This window comes from Methylobacterium sp. FF17 (assembly GCF_025813715.1).
GTDB lineage: Bacteria > Pseudomonadota > Alphaproteobacteria > Rhizobiales > Beijerinckiaceae > Methylobacterium > Methylobacterium flocculans.
The window spans coordinates 5,396,603-5,413,289 of the sequence record NZ_CP107532.1; the positions used below are offsets into that span (position 1 = coordinate 5,396,603).

The 16,687-nt window shown below is 65.9% G+C and carries 13 protein-coding genes; 8 read left to right on the forward strand and 5 right to left on the reverse strand.

Annotation, left to right across the window (positions count from 1 at the left end):
- Nucleotides 1-478: 478 nt before the first annotated feature.
- Nucleotides 479-1,084, reverse strand: coding sequence for a response regulator FixJ (gene fixJ / locus OF380_RS25695; protein WP_264048461.1), 606 nt, complete (start codon nt 1,082-1,084; stop codon nt 479-481).
- A complete protein-coding gene (locus OF380_RS25700; RefSeq protein WP_264051490.1) occupies nt 1,074-2,576 on the reverse strand; it encodes a PAS domain S-box protein in 1,503 nt (500 codons plus the stop codon). The genes fixJ and OF380_RS25700 overlap by 11 nt, the downstream gene beginning before the upstream one ends.
- Nucleotides 2,577-3,869: 1,293 nt before the next feature.
- On the opposite strand from OF380_RS25700, the gene OF380_RS25705 reads away from it, so the two are divergent.
- The 4 genes from OF380_RS25705 to OF380_RS25720 are packed head-to-tail and all read left to right on the forward strand — an operon-like array spanning nt 3,870 to nt 7,613.
- The gene (locus tag OF380_RS25705) at nt 3,870-4,367 is read left to right on the forward strand and encodes a MarR family winged helix-turn-helix transcriptional regulator (protein ID WP_264048462.1); all 498 of its coding nucleotides are present in this window, start codon (nt 3,870-3,872) and stop codon (nt 4,365-4,367) included.
- Entirely contained in the window at nt 4,364-6,406 is a 2,043-nt protein-coding gene (locus OF380_RS25710; RefSeq protein ID WP_264048463.1) for an FUSC family protein, read from the forward strand. The genes OF380_RS25705 and OF380_RS25710 overlap by 4 nt, the downstream gene beginning before the upstream one ends.
- Nucleotides 6,403-6,612, forward strand: coding sequence for a DUF1656 domain-containing protein (locus OF380_RS25715; protein ID WP_264048464.1), 210 nt, complete (start codon nt 6,403-6,405; stop codon nt 6,610-6,612). Before OF380_RS25710 ends, OF380_RS25715 begins: the two co-directional genes overlap by 4 nt.
- Nucleotides 6,613-6,665: 53 nt before the next feature.
- Nucleotides 6,666-7,613 carry an efflux RND transporter periplasmic adaptor subunit gene (locus tag OF380_RS25720; protein WP_264048465.1) on the forward strand — a complete coding sequence of 316 codons (948 nt, stop codon included), beginning with the start codon at nt 6,666-6,668 and terminating at the stop codon, nt 7,611-7,613.
- 198 nt (nt 7,614-7,811) lie between these two features.
- Here the strand turns inward: OF380_RS25720 and OF380_RS25725 are convergent, their stop codons facing one another.
- Together OF380_RS25725 and rnk are read right to left on the reverse strand one after the other, a co-directional pair.
- A complete protein-coding gene (locus OF380_RS25725; RefSeq protein ID WP_264048466.1) occupies nt 7,812-9,134 on the reverse strand; it encodes a TadE/TadG family type IV pilus assembly protein in 1,323 nt (440 codons plus the stop codon).
- Between the two features lie 327 nt (nt 9,135-9,461).
- Nucleotides 9,462-9,866 carry a nucleoside diphosphate kinase regulator gene (rnk, locus tag OF380_RS25730; RefSeq protein WP_264051491.1) on the reverse strand — a complete coding sequence of 135 codons (405 nt, stop codon included), beginning with the start codon at nt 9,864-9,866 and terminating at the stop codon, nt 9,462-9,464.
- Nucleotides 9,867-11,049: 1,183 nt separating this feature from the next.
- On the opposite strand from rnk, the gene OF380_RS25735 reads away from it, so the two are divergent.
- From OF380_RS25735 to OF380_RS25750, 4 genes are all read left to right on the forward strand, one after another.
- Entirely contained in the window at nt 11,050-12,486 is a 1,437-nt protein-coding gene (locus OF380_RS25735) for a homospermidine synthase (RefSeq protein WP_264048467.1), read from the forward strand.
- A 14-nt stretch (nt 12,487-12,500) separates the two neighbouring features.
- On the forward strand, nt 12,501-13,763 hold the full coding sequence (hpnE, locus tag OF380_RS25740) for a hydroxysqualene dehydroxylase HpnE (RefSeq protein ID WP_264048468.1): 1,263 nt from the start codon (nt 12,501-12,503) through the stop codon (nt 13,761-13,763).
- A gap of 340 nt (nt 13,764-14,103) precedes the next feature.
- Complete coding sequence (locus OF380_RS25745) at nt 14,104-15,033, forward strand: universal stress protein (protein ID WP_264048469.1); 930 nt, start codon at nt 14,104-14,106, stop codon at nt 15,031-15,033.
- Between the two features lie 155 nt (nt 15,034-15,188).
- Nucleotides 15,189-15,347: a hypothetical protein gene (locus tag OF380_RS25750; RefSeq protein ID WP_264048470.1), complete on the forward strand. Its 159-nt coding sequence runs from the start codon at nt 15,189-15,191 to the stop codon at nt 15,345-15,347.
- Nucleotides 15,348-15,434: 87 nt separating this feature from the next.
- Here the strand turns inward: OF380_RS25750 and OF380_RS25755 are convergent, their stop codons facing one another.
- Nucleotides 15,435-16,520, reverse strand: a complete 1,086-nt coding sequence (locus tag OF380_RS25755) for a calcium:proton antiporter (RefSeq protein ID WP_264048471.1) — start codon at nt 16,518-16,520, stop codon at nt 15,435-15,437.
- Between the last annotated feature and the right edge of the window lie 167 nt (nt 16,521-16,687).

Here is a 16,687-nt window from a genome sequence, read left to right on the forward strand (position 1 = left end):
GACCGATGCACGGAACCACGGCTTCCAAGGTCCCGTCCGCGCCGAAGGTCGGATTTCCTCCGGTCGGAGGCGCAGCGCCGGGCAACGTCGGCACAGGGGCCCGGTGACGCTGGCTAGGTACGGGGCGTCATGCGATACCGCCGGGGTAGGCTTTCGTAGGTCCGGTCGAGCTCACGACGACGACCGGCGCCGCACCGTCTGCGCGTTCGTGGATGACCACACGGAGCTGCCGCGAAAGGGGGCGCTCCTGTGATAGCCCGCCCTCGCGTACTAGGCTTGCCGTCCGCCGGCTCCGCCGCTCGGCCACCGGCATGGTGAGTCCGCCGGCCCCATCGACGAAGCCCAAGGTTAAGTCCCCCGACCGAGGCGTTCATACAACGGCTTGTCCCGGCCCCGTGGAGCGGGCGGCTACGATGGTGCGCTGCGACCGGTCCGGCCATGTCCCGAAGCGTTCCGGTGTCGTCGGCCTAGCACTGGGTCAGGACCCCACCGTCAAAGCCATGCGCACGAGCTCCGAAAGGCTGCCGGCCTGCATCTTGGCCATGACGTTCGCGCGGTAGATCTCGACGGTCCGCGGGCTGAGGGCGAGGTCGAGGCCGATGACCTTGTTCGACTTGCCGGCCACGAGCCCGTCCAACACTTGGCGTTCGCGCTCCGTGAGGGTGGCCAAGCGTGCGACGGTGGCGCTCGCCTGGCCGTCCTGCTCGGCGCGGCGTCCGGCCTTCGTGAGCGCCGAGCGTACCGAGGCGAGGAAGACCTCGTCGTCGAAGGGCTTCTCAATGAAGTCGACCGCACCTTCCTTCATCGCCTCGACGGCAAGTGGCACGTCCGCGTGCCCCGTCATGACGATGACAGGGGGCGCGCCTCCCCTCTCCCTTAGCCGGCGCAGGAAGGCAATGCCGTCCAGGCCGGGCATCCGGACGTCGGTGACGACGCAGCCAACCCCCTCGGTGACCGCGCCGAGATAGGCGATGGCGGACTCGTGCAGCCTCACCGGCAACCCGTCCGAGGCAAGGAGGAAGGCAAGCGACTGACGGACCGCCAAGTCGTCGTCCACGACGTGAACGACCGGTTCACTCGACATCCAGCATCTCCCTCCGGCCGACTGCTCGTAAAGTGAGCTTGAACGTGGTTCCCTGCCCGGGCTCGGACTCGACCCGGATCTTGCCCCCATGCGCCTCCACGATGGTGCGGCAGATCGAAAGACCCACACCCATGCCTTGCGGCTTGGTGGTCACGAAGGGCTGGAAAAGCCGAGAGGCGACCTCGGGTGCGATGCCGCTGCCAGTGTCCGCGACCCGGATCTCGACCAATCCCTCCAACGGCAGGGCATGGGTCGACACGGTGAGCTCGCGGCCGCTCGCGTCGTGCATGGCCTCGATGGCGTTCCGGATGAGGTTCAGCAGCACTTGCTGGATCTGGATGCGGTCGGCGAGCACAAGGGGCGCGTCCGGGTCGAAGGCGAACGCGACACGCACGCCTTGCTCCTTCGCCCCGACCAGGGCCAACGCGCTGGCCTCCTCGACAAGCTTGGGCAAGCCTTCGATGTGCCGCTCGCCCTCCCCCCGGGACACGAACTCGCGCAGGTGGCGGATCACCTGTCCCGCCCGGAGCGCCTGCTCCGCGGCATGGTTCACGGCGTCCGCGATCATGGCCACCTCAGGGCCTTCCATACGCCCCAGGATGCGCCGGCAACCCTTGAGGTAGCTCGCGATGGCGGTGAGCGGCTGGTTGATCTCGTGGGCAAGCGTCGAGGCCATCTCCCCGAGTGCGGTGAAGCGCGACATGTGCACGAGCTCGGTCTGGAGCTCCTGCAGGCGGGTCTCCGTCTGCTGGCGTTCGGTGAGGTCCCTGATGAACCCGGTGAAGTATCGGGCCCCCTCGGAGCGCATCTCGCCGACCGCCAACTCCATCGGGAAAGTCGAGCCGTCCTTGCGCTGGCCGACCACCACACGCCCGATGCCGATGATGCGGCGTTCCCCCGTCCTAAGGTAGCGCGCCATGTAGCCGTCATGGTGGGTGCGGTAAGGCTCCGGCATGAGCATGCTGACGTTTCGGCCGACGACCTCATCAGGTCCATAGCCGAACTGCCGTACGGCGGTGGCGCTGAAGGACTGGATCCGTGCCGCCTCGTCGATCACGATCATCGCGTCCGGCACGGTCTCCAGGATCGAGCGTAGGTGCGCCTCGCGCGTCCGCAAAGCCTCCTCCGCAGTGGCGCGCGGGGTCACCGCCCACAACGCCAGGGTATATCCCACGACCCGCCTGTCCGCGTCGCGCGATGGAACAACCAAAACGTTGGCGTGGAATGGCGTACCCCCTGCCCCCAGGTACAGGCCTTGCTCCTCGTAGCGACCAGTGTCGCACGCGATGGCGAGCATCCGCTCGGGCCAGTTCGCTTCCGCCCCTCCCAGCGGGAACAGAACCGAGAGATGGCAGCCCATGATACTGTTTTCGGACCATCCACTGACGTGCTTCGATCCGGGATGCCATCCCGTGACTAAGCCCCCCCTGTCGAGGGTGATCAGCGCAACGTCCGCGACCGCGTCAAGCCGGCGGTCGGCGTCGCTTTCCATTGGAATGCCGATCCCGTTCCCCACCCTCGCCTGCTGCAACTGGTTCTCCACCTCTAAGATCGGGACAGACTAGGAGAGAAGCATTCTGCCTCTCTAACTCCCCGATAATTGCGAAACGGGTTCCCGGATAACGGCGGCTCGAAAAGCGCTTTTCCAGGCTAACAGCGAAGCACCCCAAAATCATCCTCGCAACGCACGGCCGGTCCGCCCGCGATAGGCCTTATCCGGAAACCCTATCCTGTATAAGGCCAAGGCAGCTTCCTGAGGGTCACAGGATAAGGACGAGGCACTTCGCACTCTCGATGCCGGATAACAGCGAAGAAGGTTGTCAGCCTGAGCCCCACCTTGGCTAGCCTTCCGAGCGTGTTTTTCGCCGGTGCCTGGAAACCCAGGAACCCGAGCCTCGAACGCGCCGAGAGGGCCGCGGCGTAGACCTACGAGCCGCTTGGCCAATAGGCGTCGATTGCGACCCCGTCTTTCAGTCGTCACTCCCGCAAGGACAAGAGCCCCGAGGCTCGGACGACGAGAGGGACAGCGTGCGGCAGGCCCAAGCCGATGATCTCCGAAGTCCATCCACGCTGAGCTAGCAGCCAAGCCTATCATCCGCGTTTCGGTTCGGGCTTGCCGCCAGATCCGCCGCATGTCCCAGCGGGACAACCCCTAATGAGGTCATTATCCACGATAGGAGCGAAGCAGCGTTTCCTCGATACGGAGTAAGGGTGCAGCATGATATCGAAGGCAAAGCCGATAAGGGCGAAGCACGAAGCAGCCTGCGGCGTGGCCCGGGATTGATCCCGGACGCAGGGCCGTACCTACGCGCCGGTTGCAGAATACGTGATGCGACGTTCGTGACCCCAATTGGTCGGACCGGGTGCCGCGTGCCGAAGGGGTCGCTGGGTGTCAACGGCGAGGCCAACTTGCCGTCCGAACGGATGGTGCGGTACCATGGCCTCGACATCCCGTGTCCTACCTACCGTTCAACTTCGTCCTTCCGAGCACGGCTTGTGACGAACTGGCCCTCGCGCCAGCGGTCGATCAGGACCGCAAACCCCCATCATTCCGCGTTGGCCGAATTGGGCTCTGGGGAACCACGGCGAGCAACTGATCGCGAGCAGAATCAGGTCAACGCTCCGTGTAGATATGAATTTAGCGTCCACCTCGGCGCGGACGGGGATGTCGGGGAAAGCGCCTACCGTGCCGCGATATGCATTGTATCATAATAAATAGCCAGCTATCTGTTAGAACGCGATCTGGGGCGGTGCGTTCCCTCCACATCTGCACGGGAGCGGTTACGTGGCCACAAAGGACCTGCGCCAGCTGCATCGGGACTACACGCACGCCCTACTCCTTGCGGGGAGACAATGGCGGCGCGTCGCCAATGCGGCGGCGGAGTTGCATGGGATCTCGGATGCGACCGCGCTGCCGCTGGTGCTGATCGGGCGCATGGATGGAGATCCACGCCAGAACGCCTTGGCCGAGGCGGTAGGGATCGAGGGTCCGTCGCTCGTCCGCCTCCTCGACCAGTTGGAGAAGGTGGGCTTGGTCCTGCGCAAGGAAGATCCGCTCGACCGCCGCGCCAAGGTGCTCAGCCTCACGACGGCCGGCAAGAAGGTCGTCACAAAGATGGAGGCCGATCTCACACGGTTGCGGGAGACGGTGTTCGCCGATGTGTGCGCCGGCGACCTCGAAGCCAGCATGCGGGTGTTCACGGCCATCCAGAACCACGGGCGCGAGCCCTTGGACGCCGATGGCCTGCGAACAGAGGTAACACCCGAGGAGGCAGCCGAATGACCCTTCCAGGCTGGCGCGACTGGGCCTTCTCGTTGAAGACCTTTGGGGCCGGCATGCTGGCCCTGTTCCTGGCGTTCTGGATCGACCTGCCGAACCCCTACTGGGCGCTCGGCACCGTCTACATCACCAGCCAGGTGCTCGCCGGTGCGACCCGCTCGAAGGCACTTTATCGGGTGCTCGGTACCCTGCTGGGCGCTGTGGTGACGGTCGCCCTCGTACCAAACCTCGTCAATTCGCCGGAACTCCTGACCCTGGCCATCGCACTCTGGGTCGCGACTTGCCTGTACTTCTCGCTCCTCGACCGGACCCCACGCAGCTACCTCATGATGCTCAGCGGCTACACGGCGGCCCTGATCGGGTTCCCGGCCGTCGGCGACCCTGGGACGATGTTCGACACGGCCGTGGCCCGGGCCGAGGAGATCACCCTCGGCATCATCTGCGCCGGCCTCGTCAACACCGTGGTGCTGCCCCAATCGGTGGTGCCCGTCATCACCGGCCGGCTCGACCTGTGGCTGCGCGACGCGCGCGGCTGGGTCATCGGCGTCCTTGGAGGTGCCCGCACGGGGGCGGACACGCAGGCGACCCGGCTGAAGCTGGCCTCGGACGCGGTCGCGTTCGACACCTTGGCGACGCCGCTGCGCTACGACATGACGGGCGCGGAGCGTTCGGCTGATGCCATGGCGAACCTGCGCCAGCACATGCTGATGTTCCTGCCCATCGCCTCGGCGGTCTCGGACCGCATCGAAACGCTGGAAAACGCACGGGCCCTGCCGCAGCGCTTGCGCACCCTCCTCGACGACATGGCCGGGTGGCTCGCCTCCGGCACGACCGAACGCGCCGAGGCCGAACGGTTGAAGGCCGAAGCGGACGCCATCGAACCAGGGCTCGGCGCGCGCCCCTCCTGGGACGCCCTGGTGCTCGCGAGTCTCCTGGCGCACCTGCGCGACTTCATCGACCTGCGCCAGGACGCCCGCATCCTCCAGCGGCACATCGCGGACGGTACCCCGCTCACCGAGGACCTCACGTTCCGGTACACCGCCGCGGCACGGACGATCCGCCATCGCGACCACGGTATGGCGCTCCTGTCGGCCGTGGGCGTGTTCATCACCATCCTGGTCACCTGCGCGATCTGGATCGCCACCGGCTGGCCGCACGGCTCGGCCGCCCCCATGATGGCGGCGGTGGGATGCAGCTTCTTCGCCGCTCAGGACGACCCCGCGCCGTTCATTGTCAGCTTCGCCAACTCGGCGATCTTGGGTGCCCTCGGAGCGGGGGCCTACCTGTTCGCGGTTCTGCCCCTCGCGACCACGTTCGAGATGCTCGTCCTGGCGCTGGCCACGGCTCTCCTGCTCTGCGGGGTCTTCATGGCCCAGCCGAAGACCGCGCCCCTGGCCATGGGCGCGGCGGTCAACGGCTCGGCCATGATCGCCATCCAGGGCAGCTACAACGCGGACTTCGCTGCCTTTGCCAACTCGTCCGTCGCGGTCATCCTCGGGATGTGGGTGGCCGCCGTCGTTACCCGCCTCGTCCGCTCGGTGGGCGCCGGCTGGTCGGCGCGGCGCCTGCGGTCCGTCAACCGTCGCGACCTCGCCCGGGCAGCCCGGCGCCAGGGCGCTCAGAACGGTCTCGAACTCGCCGCCTTGATGCTCGACCGGGTCGGGCTGATCGCGCCGCGGCTGGCCGCCCTGCCATCCGACGATGCGGAATGGACCGCCGACCTCCTCGCTGAGGTCCGGGTCGGCATCAACGTGGTGGAACTGCGACGCGACCGCCGGCAACTCTCGAACACGGCGCGGGAGGCGGTCGAGCGGCTCCTCGCTGCCCTGTCTCGTCATTTTGAGGGCAAGGCCGACGACCCACCGCCCGAGCTCCTCGATACCATCGACGGAGCGCTCGACGCGGTCTCCGCCGACGCAGGGTCCCCGGCGGGCCGCGCCGCGCTCATGGGCCTCGTCGGCATCAGACGTGGGCTGTTCCCCGATGCTCGGCCCTACCTCTCGACCCTGCCTTCGTTCACGCAACCGGAGCGCGCGGCATGACGGGTGAACTCGACCTCTACGGCGTCTTCGTGCCGAGCCTGGCGGCCTGGATGCTGATCGCCTTCGTCATCAGCCTTCCCCTGCGGCGGGTGCTGGCCTGGACCGGCTTTTACCGCTTCGTCTGGCACCGGCCGCTGTTCGACCTCGCCCTCTACGTCGTGCTCCTTGGCGTCGTCGTCTCGGTCGCGGTCCCTCTCACTTCCTGAATTGCAGGCTTGTCTGGCTGCCTCGCCCCTGCCCAGACCCTCCGGAATCCGCCATGCCTCGATTGCTCGCACTCTCGTTCCGCCTTCTCGTCACCCTCGGCATGGCTGCCGCCGCCATCGTCGTCGGGCTGGCGCTTTGGGACTACTACATGGAGGCGCCTTGGACCCGGGACGGGCGGGTGCGCGCCGACGTGGTCGGCGTCGCTCCCGACGTATCCGGCCTCGTCACCGAGGTCATGGTCGAGGACAACCAGGTGGTGAAGCGGGGAGACGTGCTGTTCCGCATCGATCCGGAGCGCTTCACCCTCGCGCTTCGCCAAGCAGAAGCGATGGTCGAGGGCAAGAAGGCTACCGCTACGCAGGCCGCCGCCGACTACGCCCGCTACCTCAAGCTGAGCGACGCGGCGGCATCCCAGCAGAGGGTCGAGGCCGCACAGGCCGCCGACCTGGAGGCCAAGGCCGCTTACGGCCAGGCTACGGCAGACCGTGACCTGGCCAAGCTAAACCTCGAACGTTCCGCAGTGAAAGCCTCGGTCAACGGACGGATCACCAACATGGAGCTGCGGCCAGGCACCTATGTCACGACGGGCCGCGGCGTGATGGCCCTGATCGACGGCGACACCTTGCGGGTCGAGGGGTACTTCGAGGAGACCAAGCTGCCGCGCATCCACGTGGGCGACCGGGCCAGCATCAGGCTAATGGGCGAGGCAGGGATGCTGACTGGCCACGTCGAGAGCTTCGCGGGCGGCATCGAGGACCGCGAGCGAACCGCCGGCTCCAACCTGCTGGCCAGCGTCAACCCGACCTTCGCCTGGGTGCGCCTGGCGCAGCGCATTCCCGTCCGGATCAAGCTGGACGCTGTCGCCGACGAGGTCCGGCTCGTTTCCGGTCGCACGGCGACCGTTGCGGTGGAGCCCAAGGGCGAGACGCCGCGGTTAGACATGTTCGGATTCTGGCGAAGGGCAACGTCTCCCCCATCCCCACCCGGAAACGGACGCTGACTGGATACAAGCTCCCGATCTCCGGTGCGCCGTCCCTTGCCAGTGGTGAAAATCGGGCGGTTGGTGTCGACCCCTGTCAGGTCCTGGGAACTTCTGCCTTCAGGCTCGCCGATGGAAAAGCGACTACAGCCGGGCTGGAAGGAAGTTCTCCAATTCGCTCATACGCAGACGCCCGCCGAGTTGAATGACGCCCCTGTTCTACTGCGTCAGTATCGTATCTGCGGAGCTCGGACCGACACCGGTCGGCACGGGCACGTCACTGGAACCATATCGGGCGTTCAGCATGAGGTTGGGGCCATCGTACAGGTTGATCATTCGGGCGATGATCACCGTATAGGCAGACTGGTCGGCGACGGCCTTTTTGCTGTCGATGATCAAGCGGCCGACGGGTAGGTAGATGGTGCCGAGCAGGGTGCGCGCGTCGTCGCTGATGATTCGGTATTCGCGAAGGGCCGTGACGCCGCCGGGAGCCGGTTTCGGCTTGCCCTTTCCGCTGGCAGGGGCAAGCGACACGGGCGCCGGTGGGGCCTGTCGATCTTCGAAGAACAACAGTCCGGCCATGAGGCCGTCCTTGGGGGCGGTGAGGCTGACGGAACTCTTGTCATCGAACAGCAGGCCACCTCGGGCACCCGTGAAATAGAACGCGGTGTTGACCCCTCTGAGCGAGGCGTCCTTGTCCACCACGAGAGGGCCATCCTTCATGACGTAGATGCCCGGCTGTAGGGTGACGTCGGCCTTCTTCGTGAGGTGCAGGCCACCACAATAGGTCCCCGGGCTGAGGGTCGTGGCTCCGCTGACGACGTTCACGCCGTAGGCCGGATCATCGATGCCATCCACCAGCTTCTTCGGATCGGCGAAAGGAAGGTTGATGCAGGATCCGGGGGTCGGACCCTGCCGGTCGATCAGGGGATCGCGCAGGGGCGGGCAGTTCGTGGCTGGCGGCGGCGTGAAGTTGGCGCCTGACCCGGTGTATCCACCGCTGGAGCATGTCGAGAGGGCCTTGGCCACGGCCATGTTCTCGCTTTGGACGCCGGCGGAGCTCTTCGAGTTCGAGTAGAGCGAGCAGTCGGAGGCCGTCACCCGGGCGGCGCTTTCCAGACGGAAGGCGCCGTCGGCAGCCGGGTCGAGCGCCAGAAGGCAGAGCCGGGTCGTTCCAGCGAGTTTGGCCGTCGATTGAACCGCCACCTCGACCGTCGGCATATTGAGGATCTTGCCGAAGGTGAGCGGTATGATGTCGGACGCAGTCACCCGCATGCCTGCGTGATTGCCGATCACCGTCGCGGTCACCTGAAGGGCTCGGCCGCTGCTGTTGCGAGCCTGCGCCTGCGCCATGTTCTTGGCGGTCTGCTCTGCGGTCGCATCATCGGCGTTGGCGAGCTTGAACTGGTTGACCCCGGCGATGCTGGCACTGTCGACCGCGCGTTGAAGCTCGTTGCGACGCATCACCAGGGACGCGTAGTCGATCGCGGCGGCGCTCAACCCCATCATGACGGGAAGAAGCAGGGCCACGATGACGAGCACGCCACCGCTCTCCGATGTGCGAAACCGCGCGAGGCCCCTATCTGTCAGGAACGTTCTCATGCGACCCTTTTGACAGAGTGCCGTACCCAATTCCTGAAGTGGAATGCCGAAAACCCCATAAACAGCCCATTCCGCTCATGAGGTTAAGACAAATCCGCTGAGAATAGGGACCGCTCCAGGTTGAAGTGCACTTGCGGGCCGCAAATCTCGCCATTTCAGTTCACGGTGCCACCGGGCCAAAGGTCCGCCTTCGGATGAAGAGCTAAGGCCTGGTTGCCACCCCGACCAGGTTTTTAGGAGTGGTTGCCAAGCGTCGGATCTCCACGATCAGACGAGTTCAGGAACCTTCACGTCAAGGACCGTCAGTCGCTTCACCGTTCCCGTGCGGGTCAACCAGTCCATCGACTGACCGAGGGTCAATCCGATCAAGGCCGCCCCGATGGGCGTCAGAACGGATACTCTCCCCTGTTCGATGTCCGCCTCGCCCGGGTAAACAAGTGTCACGGTCTGGACCTTGCCCGTCGTGTCGTCCCTGAACTCGACCTGGCTCCCCATCTGGACGAGGCCGGATACGCACGCCCTGTCGCCGACGATTTTCGCCCGGTCCACCTCATCGGCAAGGAAGGAGGCAACCTCGGGCACGCGGTCGGCGGCGAACGAAGCCAGGCGCGCCAAGCGTTCATGGTCGTCCTTCGTCATCTTGATGTGCGGCTTCGTCATTTTTTGCGACATGATCATAGAGTCCTGAATGGTATTCCAAGTTGGGGCGATCAAGCTGCGCTTGGTGGCGGATCGTCGTCTTCGCCAAGACAGGTGGCGTCAGACCGATTGTCGCCAGGCGCAGACTGCGGCCTTAAGTAATTCCTTCGCGAGAAAGGTATTACGGTGCGTACTAGCGGGACTACATTGAGCGCAGTTTGCGCCGCCCTCTCCCCGTCGCAATCGTCCCGGGGGCCGGTTGCCAAGGTGGTTGTGGGGTCGGGCTTGGAAGTGTCCATGATTTCTTCTCCCGCAAGGACGTGCCCGCCGCTGATCCGACAGCAGGTCACGACGCAGGTGAGCCAACAAGCCAGCCGTATGGACTGCTACCCGTCGGTGAAATACTTGATGATTTTGGTTGGCCCTGGCGTAAGCCAGCACGCAATCCCCGAGCGGTCAGTGCACGCAGGCACCTCCGGCTCGGGGCTACTCGCCCGCGATAAGTCTCCCTGCCCGAAGCAGGTCCCGATGGGGAGGCCAAGAATTGCGCATGATCCTTCGATCCTCCCGGAAGTCGTCCTGCTTGTCAATTGCCTGCCGTGGCTCCTTCCGATGCAGGAAACCCCGACTACGGAATGACGTTCGTTGACACCCGTACGGCTTAGCCTATGCTGCGTGCCACGATGTCGAACCTTTTACAGAGCATTCGCCTCTTGGGGCGTGCGGGCAGCCTGCAAGCAGGCTCCTAAGCCCTGGCGCCTGGCCAGCCTTTCAAGGCGGGGCCCGCTCCAGGGTTAATTTCCGGAACAGTTCAGTCCTACCCAGGCGCCGTTTACGGTGGCTTGGCGAAAGCGCACAGCTTCGCCAAATTGGCGCAGGGCGGCCGCTTCCGGTGATTGCCGTCATCCATCGACGTCATGGTCATCCGGTCGGACCACAAGGTCATGCGAAGTTCTTCGCAGCCCGCGGAGTTCGGTCTTTGGCTTGGGGTAAGCAGCCAGTTCCGGTTTAGCTTCCTGCCGGCGACGGCATGCTGACTTCGCGGACTGCCTGACGATCCGACCATCGGCCCGGGACGGGTCGGGGTGACCCACGTTCCTGTTCCGATCAGGACGATCCCCACCCACCCTAAGTCGCTCCCGTCCTCAGGGCGGACGGCCTTTCGGCCGGGGCTCAAGCCCCGTCGCAATCTCGCTCACGTACAGGAACCAGAACAATGACCGAGCCCATATGGCCCGTCCACGGCCGAATCAGCGGTCCCATCGTCATGATCGGCTTCGGCTCCATCGGGCGCGGCACGCTCCCGCTGATCGAGCGTCACTTCGAGTATGATAAGGCCCGCTTCACGGTCATCGAGCCCTCCGACGCGCATAAGCCGCTCGCCGACAAGCACGGCCTGCGCTTCGAGCAGGTGGCGCTCACCCGTGAGAACTATCGCGAGATCCTGACGCCCCTCCTCACCGAGGGCGGCGGTCAGGGCTTCTGCGTGAACGTGTCCGTCGATACCTCCTCGCGTGCGATCATGGAGCTCTGCCGCGAGCTCGGCGCCCTCTACATCGACACCGTCGCGGAGCCCTGGCCGGGCTTCTACTTCGACAAGAACAGGAGCCAGGTCGACCGCACCAACTACGCGCTCCGCCAGGAGATCCTCGACGCGCGCACGGCCAACCCGGGCGGCACCACCGCGGTGTCGTGCTGCGGCGCCAATCCCGGCATGGTGTCGTGGTTCGTCAAGCAGGCGCTTCTGAACGTTGCCGGCGATCTCGGCCTGAAGACCCCCGAGCCGAAGGATCGTGCCGGCTGGACCGCCCTCATGCGCGAGGTCGGCGTGAAGGGCGTGCACATCGCAGAGCGCGACACCCAGCGGGCCAAGACCCCGAAGCCGCAGGACGTCTTCGTCAACGCCTGGTCGGTGGAAGGCTTCGTCTCCGAGGGCAACCAGCCGGCCGAGCTCGGCTGGGGCACCCACGAGACCTGGCGTCCGGACAACGCCCACGACCAGGAGAAGGGCTCGCGCTGCGCGATCTACCTGCTCCAGCCCGGCGCCGACACACGCGTGCGCTCGTGGACGCCCACCGCGCAAGCGCAGTTCGGCTTCCTCGTGACCCACAGCGAGGCCGTCTCGATCTCGGATTACTACACCGTCCTGGAAGGGGAGCGCGCCGCCTATCGGCCGACCTGCCACTACGCCTACCACCCCGCCAACGACGCGATGCTCTCGCTGCACGAGATGTTCGGCAATGGCGGCAAGGTCCAGGAGACGATCCACATCCTCGACGAGACCGAGATCGTGGACGGCATCGACGAGCTTGGCGTGCTCCTCTACGGCCACGCCAAGAACGCCTACTGGTACGGCTCGCAGCTTTCCATCGAGGAGACCCGCCGCATCGCCCCCTACCAGAACGCCACCGGCCTGCAGGTGACCTCGGCGGTGCTCGCCGGCATGGTCTGGGCCCTGGAGAACCCGGAGGCCGGCATCGTCGAAGCGGACGAGATGGACTTCCGCCGCTGCCTCGAAGTGCAAACCCCGTATCTCGGCCCCGTGATCGGCGTCTACACTGACTGGACGCCGCTGACCGGTCGCCCGGGCCTGTTCCCCGAGGATATCGACACCAGCGACCCCTGGCAGTTCCGAAACGTCTTCGTACGATAGCGGAGGGACACGCGATGACGGGTGTCGTTCACGTCGTGGGCGCGGGGCTGTCGGGGCTCGCCGCGGCCGTGCGTCTCTCGGAAGCCGGGCGCACGGTGCTCGTACACGAGTCCGCGGGCCATGCCGGTGGCCGTTGCAGGTCCTATCACGACCCGAAACTCGGGATGACCATCGACAACGGCAACCACCTTGTCCTGTCGGGCAACGGGGCGACATTCGCGTTCCTGGATCGCGTCGGCGGCCGCGAGGCGCTCGCCGTGCATGCGCGCGCGGAGTTTCCCTTCATCGACCTCGCCGCCGGCGAGCGCTGGACGCTACGCCTCAACCAGGGCCGCGTGCCGTGGTGGATCCTCGATCCCGCCCGACGCGTCCCGGACACCCGGGCGACCGATTACGCATCGATCCTCCGCCTCCTTTCGGCAAGGCCAGGCACGAAGGTCTCGGATGTCCTTCCTTGCGAGGGTGAACTCTATGAGCGGCTCTGGCGCCCCGTCCTCCTTGCGGCGATGAACATCGACCCCAGGGATGCGGACGCGACCCTTACCGCACAAGTTTTGCGCAAGACCTTCGGCGAGGGTGGGCATGCCTGCCGGCCTGTCATCGCCCATGGCGGGTTGTCGGAGGCCTTCGTCGACCCGGCATCGCGCTTCCTGAAGGCGCGAGGGGGAGTGGTCCGTCACAACGTTCGTCTGCACCGCCTGGCGTATGAAGGGGGCCGGGTCGTGGGTCTTGTCTTCAGCGACGGCTCGATGCGGCTGGCGCCTGGGGATCAGGTCATCCTCGCGCTTCCTCCCCGGGCGACGGCCGACATCGTGCCGGGTTTGGAGGTCCCGACGGATCATCGGGGGATCGCGAACATCCACTTCGCCGTGAACTGCCCTGCCGATATGCCGCGGCTGACGGGTGTGGTGAACGGGTTGTCGGACTGGATCTTCGCCTTTCCGGATCGAATCTCGGTGACCGTCAGCGCGACGGACGGGGACGACACGAGCCGACCGGAACTCGCGCATCGCATCTGGACCGAGGTCTCCTACGTCACCGGCCGTTACATGACCCGCCTGTCGGACATACCGCCGCCTTGGCAGGTCATCCGCGAGAAGCGAGCGACCTTTGCGCCCACGCCCGAGGCGGCCCGGCTTCGGCCCCGGACGCGCACGGAGTTTCGCAACCTCTTCATCGCCGGCGACTGGACCGACACGGGCCTGCCCGCCTGCATCGAGGGGGCCGTTCGCTCCGGCGACAAGGCAGCCTGGACTGCGATGGAGGCGAGTGGCTAGTCCGCTGCTGAATACCGAGCCCACTTCCCGGACGAAAACTTGAATAAACCTTCCGATTGATTATCTAGTAAGTGCTATGTTTATTTCGAGTCATCCTTTGAACCAGAGAGCCGGCCGCCTCGTCGCAGGCCGCTAAGCCCCGAAGTCGGACAGCGTCGAACGCTCTCCGCTCGGGGTCAATGACCATTCATAGAAACCAGCCCGACAATCCCCGATGGCTTCCTGGCCGCTTAAAATAGCGGCTAGCCTTCGCTCGATCCCGCGCGAGCGTGGAAGCGAAGGTCGGGGTGCCGAGCCATTCAGCCTTTCGTCGTCATCTGCGCTCTCAGGAGAAGGATCCATGCGTATTCTCGTCGCCACCGATTTCTCGCCCCGCTCGCAAAGGGCTGTGCGCCGCGCAGGCATCCTCGCCGCGCAGAGCCGTGGGACGGTCATCATGATGCACGTCGTGGACGGCCCGGGTTGCCGGGAAACCTCGCAGGACATTCGCGAGGCCCAGCGCATGACCGTCGAACAGGTGGCCGTGGTGCCCGAACTCTACCGCGTCCGGTGCGAGCCGCTCGTCGTCCGAGGTAACCCCTCCAGCGAGATCCTGAACGCCGCGGAGGACCATGATGCCGACCTCATCGTGGTCGGCTCCTCGCATCGGGGACCTTCCCGCAATGCAGGTCGGACCGTCCGAAACCTGGTCCGAAGCGCTCGATGCCCGGTCCTCGTGGTCAGGCGCTTCGCGGCGTCCCCTTACGAGAGGGTCCTGATCCCAGTCGACCTTTCGGATGCGTCGAAACGGGCTCTGGGAAGCGCGGGTGAGCTTAAGCTCGTGGACAGCGCGCACGTCACGGTCCTGCATGCCTTCGAGGCACCGGGAAAGTCCAAGCTGTCCGGGTTCGGGGTCGAGCGCGACCAGATCGACGGCTACGTCGAGGCTTGCCGTTCCAAGTCCGCCGAGGACATCGAGGCGCTTCTCGCGAGCGGCGGTTTCGATGACCGGGATTGGTCGAGGCGGACGGAGGAAGGCTCCCCGCCCGAGGCCATCACCCGCATCGCCGAGCGCATTCCCACGGACTTGCTCGTGATTGGCACGCATGCCCGTACGGGTCTGAGGAAGGCGATTTTCGGAAGCGTCACCGAGGACGTCCTGTCCAGGGCGGGCCCGGACGTCCTCGTGGTCCCGCCGCCTCGTTCCGATCTCGGGTGCCAGCCTCTACTGCCACCGACTGCCGGTCGGCCCGAGGTCGGACCGTCAGGTCCGAGGCTTGTGCTCGGGTAGGCGCCGGCTGCCGTGATGCATCCAGTCCTGCAATGACCCTGACAATGGACTTCCGCCGAGATGGACGGGAATGTCAGGGCCGTCGCTGCAAGCGCAGGCACAGGTCCGGGCCCTTCGACGAACGCAGTCGAGGTGGCCCACCGAGGAGGATCTCGATGAGGATCATCGCCGCACGGGCCATGGCCATCGCCATCATGCTGCTGGTGCTGGGCACGGCACGCTGGCTGGAGCAACTCGGCACACCCTTGCTGTTCGAGGGCTGCCTCGTCGCCTCCGTCGCAGCGACAGCGGTCGTGCTGCTCGCACGCTGGTGACGTTGCCGAAGGCGCGAACCGAGCCTTCAGCAGGCGCGACCGAGAGGGCCACCGAGGTAAGCCAAGCCCACCGCGCCTGCGGGCCCCTCAAGGCAGCACGGCGAAGAACAGGAACGAGGCGAAGATCACGAGGTGTACGATCCCCTGAAGCACGGTCGTGCGCCCGGTGCCAAGGGTGATGACGGCGACAAGGAGGGTAAGGGCCAGGAGCACCTGATCCTTGGATCCGAGCCCAAGGCTGAGCGGCTGGCCGGTGAGCACGGAGACCAAGGCGACCGTTGGGATGGTCAGGCCGATGGATGCCAGTGCCGAGCCGAGCGCGAGGTTCATGCTGGTCTGGAGCCGGTTGGCACGTGCCGCCCGTACCGCGGCGAGCCCCTCGGGCATGAGGACGAGCATCGCGATGACAATGCCGGTCACCGCCTTGGGGATGCCGAGCCCGTCGATGCCCCATTCCAGCGTGGGCGTGAGCACCTTGGCGAGCCCCACCACCCCTGCGAGGCAGACGAGGAGCAAGCCGAAGCTCGCCAGGGCCAACCTGCTGGACGGTGGCGCGGCATGCTCTTTCTCGTCGCCTGTGCCACCCTCCGGCAGGAAATAGTCCCGGTGTCGTACGGTCTGCACGAAGACGAAGGAGCCGTAGAGGACGAGGGAGGCCACTGCGGCGAACAGGAGCTGGGGCACCGTGAAGACCGGTCCGGCGGTACTCACGAAGTTCGGCAGGACCAGGGTCAGGGTGACGAGGGCAGCGAGAACCGCGAGTGCTGCGAGCGCCCCATGGAGCCGGAAGCCCTGCACGCTGTGCCGGACGCCCCCTGAGAGCAGGCACATCCCTACCAGGCCGTTGCAGATGATCATCACGGCCGCGAAGACGGTGTCGCGCGCAAGCTCCGCCTTGCCGCTGCCGCCGCCGAGCATGACCGAGACGATGAGCGCGACCTCGATCACGGTGACCGCAAGCGCCAGCACGAGGGTGCCGAAAGGTTCGCCGACCCGGTGAGCGACGACTTCCGCATGGAAAACCGCCGCGAACACTGTCGCGACAAGGACGATGCCGGCCGCGGCGAGCAGGATGACAGGTGGCTCCGTCATGAGCGCCGCCCCAAGAAGCACCAGGGCCAGGGCGGGCCAGGTCCAACTCCACCATGGCATCCCGGCTTGAGGCACCTGCATGTCCGTTATCCTCCGAAACTCTGAAAGCGCCCGACGGGCGGATTACCTGACAAAGGTCTTTGCGGGGCAACGCTTGCCCCACGCAGGCATGTCACCGGCCTGTGCGGCGACAAGGATCGAGACCGATCCGGGTCGTTCCGGCAAGCGAGAAGCGAATGGCGGTCGGA

Excerpts from the sequence above, each read along its gene's own strand:
- fixJ (WP_264048461.1), bottom strand. The coding sequence starts at position 1,084 with ATGTCGAGTGAACCGGTCGTTCACGTCGTGGACGACGACTTGGCGGTC.
- OF380_RS25700 (WP_264051490.1), bottom strand. The coding sequence starts at position 2,576 with ATGGAAAGCGACGCCGACCGCCGGCTTGACGCGGTCGCGGACGTTGCG.
- OF380_RS25710 (WP_264048463.1), top strand. The coding sequence starts at position 4,364 with ATGACCCTTCCAGGCTGGCGCGACTGGGCCTTCTCGTTGAAGACCTTT.
- OF380_RS25715 (WP_264048464.1), top strand. The coding sequence starts at position 6,403 with ATGACGGGTGAACTCGACCTCTACGGCGTCTTCGTGCCGAGCCTGGCG.
- OF380_RS25720 (WP_264048465.1), top strand. The coding sequence starts at position 6,666 with ATGCCTCGATTGCTCGCACTCTCGTTCCGCCTTCTCGTCACCCTCGGC.
- rnk (WP_264051491.1), bottom strand. The coding sequence starts at position 9,866 with ATGTCGCAAAAAATGACGAAGCCGCACATCAAGATGACGAAGGACGAC.
- OF380_RS25735 (WP_264048467.1), top strand. The coding sequence starts at position 11,050 with ATGACCGAGCCCATATGGCCCGTCCACGGCCGAATCAGCGGTCCCATC.
- hpnE (WP_264048468.1), top strand. The coding sequence starts at position 12,501 with ATGACGGGTGTCGTTCACGTCGTGGGCGCGGGGCTGTCGGGGCTCGCC.
- OF380_RS25745 (WP_264048469.1), top strand. The coding sequence starts at position 14,104 with ATGCGTATTCTCGTCGCCACCGATTTCTCGCCCCGCTCGCAAAGGGCT.
- OF380_RS25750 (WP_264048470.1), top strand. The coding sequence starts at position 15,189 with ATGAGGATCATCGCCGCACGGGCCATGGCCATCGCCATCATGCTGCTG.
- OF380_RS25755 (WP_264048471.1), bottom strand. The coding sequence starts at position 16,520 with ATGCAGGTGCCTCAAGCCGGGATGCCATGGTGGAGTTGGACCTGGCCC.